4 protein-coding genes and 1 pseudogene are annotated in these 3,421 nt (G+C 72.2%); 2 read left to right on the top strand and 3 right to left on the bottom strand.

The annotated features are described in order from the left end of the window. Together AC08OX_RS16200 and AC08OX_RS16195 are read left to right on the top strand one after the other, a co-directional pair. A partial coding sequence (locus tag AC08OX_RS16200; protein WP_476608587.1) for a Zn-binding domain-containing protein occupies positions 1 to 1,564 on the top strand: 1,564 nt, incomplete at its 5' end. A gap of 112 nt (positions 1,565 to 1,676) precedes the next feature. Further along, on the top strand, positions 1,677 to 2,255 hold the full coding sequence (locus tag AC08OX_RS16195) for a hypothetical protein (RefSeq protein WP_476608588.1): 579 nt from the start codon (positions 1,677 to 1,679) through the stop codon (positions 2,253 to 2,255). 32 nt (positions 2,256 to 2,287) lie between these two features. On the opposite strand, the pseudogene AC08OX_RS16190 reads toward AC08OX_RS16195, so the two are convergent. From AC08OX_RS16190 to AC08OX_RS16180, 3 genes and pseudogenes are all read right to left on the bottom strand, one after another. Further along, a pseudogene (locus tag AC08OX_RS16190) lies at positions 2,288 to 2,695 on the bottom strand (Rv3654c family TadE-like protein); the annotation flags it as partial. After that, on the bottom strand, positions 2,671 to 3,144 hold the full coding sequence (locus AC08OX_RS16185; protein ID WP_476608586.1) for a TadE family type IV pilus minor pilin: 474 nt from the start codon (positions 3,142 to 3,144) through the stop codon (positions 2,671 to 2,673). The pseudogene AC08OX_RS16190 and the gene AC08OX_RS16185, both read right to left, overlap by 25 nt. An 11-nt stretch (positions 3,145 to 3,155) precedes the next feature. Further along, positions 3,156 to 3,284, bottom strand: coding sequence for a DUF4244 domain-containing protein (locus tag AC08OX_RS16180; protein WP_476608585.1), 129 nt, complete (start codon positions 3,282 to 3,284; stop codon positions 3,156 to 3,158). Positions 3,285 to 3,421: the final 137 nt, after the last annotated feature.

The following is a 3,421-nucleotide window of genomic DNA, read 5'->3' as shown; positions in this document are numbered from 1 at the left end:
CTACGAACCTCCGCTGCTCACGACCGGGCAGAGCTCGCCGGACCGGGAGGGCCCGACCTCCGCGCCCGGCCCGGGCGAGAACGGCGCCCCCGTCCGCCGGTCGGTGACAGCCGAGTCCGCGGACCTGCTGACGGACCTCGTCGCGGACGGTGTGCGCACCCTGGTCTTTGTCCGCTCGCGACGGGCCGCCGAGGTGGTGGCGGTGACCGCCCGCCGCGAACTCGGTCGGATCACCGCGGACCTCGCCGACCGGGTGGCGGCGTATCGGGCAGGCTACCTGCCGGAGGAGCGACGGGCCCTGGAGGAGGATCTCCGCTCGGGCGCCCTGCTCGGGGCGGCCGCGACGTCGGCACTCGAGCTCGGGGTGGACATCAGCGGGCTGGACGCCACCGTCACCGCCGGTTTTCCCGGCACGCTCGCCTCGCTCTGGCAGCAGGCCGGACGCGCCGGGCGGGATGGCCGGCGATCGCTGGCCGTGCTGGTCGCCCGGGACGATCCGCTTGACACCTACCTGGTGCATCATCCCGAAGCCATCTTCGGACGGCCGGTGGAGGCCAGCGTCTTCGACCCCGACAATCCCTACGTGCTCGCTCCGCACCTGGAGTGCGCCGCGGCCGAGCTGGCGCTGACCGAGGCGGATCTGGCGTTGTTCGGACCGACCGCTGCGTTCGCCGTCGACGACCTGGTCCGCCGAGGACGGCTGCGCCGCCGGCCCACAGGCTGGTTCTGGACGCAACGGGCCCGGCCGGATGTGGACATCCGAGGGGCGGGAGGACCACCGGTTCGCATCGTCGAAGCGCGGACCGGTCGGCTCCTGGGCACCGTGGACGCCGCGACCTCGCACACGACGGTGCACGCTGGCGCGGTCTATCTCCACCAGGGATCGAGCTTCGTGGTCGAGGACCTCGACCTCGAGGAATCCGTCGCGTTCGTATGCGAGTCGACGCCGGAATGGACGACCACCGCGCGTGACCACACCGACATCAGGGTGGTGGAGTCGTCGCGATCCCGGGTGCTGCCCGACGTGGAGGTGCACCTCGGCGTGGTCGAGGTCACCAGCCAGGTCGTCGGATACCAGCGGCGGCTGATCGCGACGGGCGAGGTACTCGGGCAGGAGCCTCTCGATCTGCCGCCGCGTCAGCTGCGGACCCGGGCCGTCTGGTACACGCTGTCCGACGACCTGCTTGCCCGAGCCGCGATCGAGCCTGCGGATGTCCCCGGCGCCGTCCACGCCGCCGAACACGCGGCGATCGGTCTGCTCCCGCTGTTCGCGACCTGTGACCGTTGGGATATCGGCGGTGTCTCGACGGCGCTCCATCCGGACACCGAACGCACCAGCGTCTTCGTCTACGACGGACACGCCGGCGGGGCGGGTTTCGCTGAACGGGGATTCCTCCGAATCGGTGCCTGGCTGGCTGCGACCCGGGACGCGATCGAAGCGTGTGAGTGCCCGGCGGGGTGCCCGTCGTGCGTCCAGTCGCCCAAATGCGGAAATGGCAATGAGCCGCTCGACAAGGCGGCTGCCTGGCGGCTCCTCGCCGCGGTGACCGCCATGATCGGCTAGCCCCGTGACCACTTCGCCGCGGCGTGGTTCCCCCGCGACCGGACCCGGGTATGTCGACCAGATCGACTTTTCTCCGTCGTTTATACCAACGTCCATGGTTCTGGAGGTCTCGGTGGTAACCGTCGGTGTCGTGCTGTTGCTGGTGGCTGGAGTTCTCACCGCGGATCTCGTGTTGGAGAACAGCGGTCACACCGTAGTCCTGATCATGGGACAGATGCTCTCGTTCGACACCTGGGGCCTGTTCGTCCTCGGCCTGGCCACGGGAGTGCTGGTAGCGGCCGGTGTGCAGCTCTTCCTGCAGGGCTTCGCGCGGGATCGCCGCCGCCACCGGATGGAACGCCAGCGCGCCCGGGAGATGGAGGCGCTGGTGCGTTCCGCGCCGCCCGTGCCCGCCACCGGCGGCCCCCGGTCCGTCGAAGCCGCCACCGGCGGGGCGCGAACCCGGACGGCCCCGCCCGAGGCGCGCCCGGCGGCCGCTCCGGCCTCCGTAACCGCTCCGATGCCCGCGGCTGCTCCCACCGCGGCGTCCTCGGGCCAGATCATCACCCATCCCCACCGGGGCGACCGGATCGTCGCCCGCGTCGCTGATCTGCGGCGCCGTGACAGTGGCGGTGATGCGGCGAGCGGCGCCGCCCAACCTCGCGAGGGCGTCCGTTCCGGAACCGGGTCGTCCACGCCGACCGGGAAGTAGACACCATCCGCTCCTCCCCACGGCCCGGCACGGGCGTGGGCGGACAGCTCCGGGAGCGGGCCGAGTACCGTCGGTAGGCGCGCGAGGACCGTCACCTCGACGGCGTTGCCGTCGACCCGGCAGGCTGCCAGCCGCGCCCCGTTGGCTGCGCTGACCTCGTCGGCCCGCGCGCACACCGTCCGCTGGTCGGCGGGCGGCATCGCTGCGGCCGCGAGGGCGGCGAGATCCGCCGCTCCAGCGGCCCGCTGCCGGACCGCGCTGATCACCGTCACGGTGAACGCGACGCTCACCAGCGAGAGCAGCGCGAACAGGACGGCCAGCAGCCATACCGTCGCGGACCCCGCATCGGGGGCCGCGACGGACGGCGCTACCCCCGGCGTGACGGTCGGCAGCGTCCTCAGCCGGCGCGCCCCGCTCACGACACCATCCGGGCCGGGCATCCGGTGGGGGCATCGGACGGAAGATCGGACGGAAGATCGACCGTCGCCTCGACGGGGGTGACGGCCCGCGCCGCCACCTCGATGCCGGGAACCAGCCGGCTGACGCCGATGCCACCGACGTGCACCGACACCTGGACCTCGAGCCGACCCGCGCCGCGGTGCAGCGTCACGGTGGAGCCGACGGGTGCCGCCTGGATCACCATGGTGTGCACGGCCGAATCCGGCTCCCCCCTGGCGGCCAGGCGGGCGCCGATGCGTGCCGCGTCGGCGCATCGGGTCTGGGCTGCGACGGCACCGAGCATCCAGGCAGCCAGGAAGAAGACGACGAACAGTGAGGGCAGGCCGATCGCGAGCTCGGCGGTGGCCTGGCCGCGGTCCGACCCGCGGACGGATCTCCCACGTCGGCGGGTCACCGGCTGCGGCGGCTGCTGGGAGGAGCGCACAGGCATCACGGCCGCGCTCAGAACGCCACGGTCAGCGCGCGCTGCACCACCGAGGAGACCAGCGACCGGGTCGCGGAGCTCGATACCACCGCGTAGAGGACGCCGGCGAACGCCACGGCCGCAAGCGTGCCGACCGCGTAGTCCAATGTGTGTCTATGCATCCTCCGGGACAGGGGTCAGTCTACCCGCTCACAGGGCCTCTGACCAGGCATTTTGCCGTTTCGGCCGTCCGCGACGGAGCGCCCTAAACGATCTTGCGAGAGAGCTGTCCGCGAGCCCCTGA

Source organism: Frankia sp. CoBUL1 (genome assembly GCF_978021245.1).
Note: the sequence above shows the minus strand (reverse complement) of the source record. Positions and strands in the feature narration are given on the sequence as shown.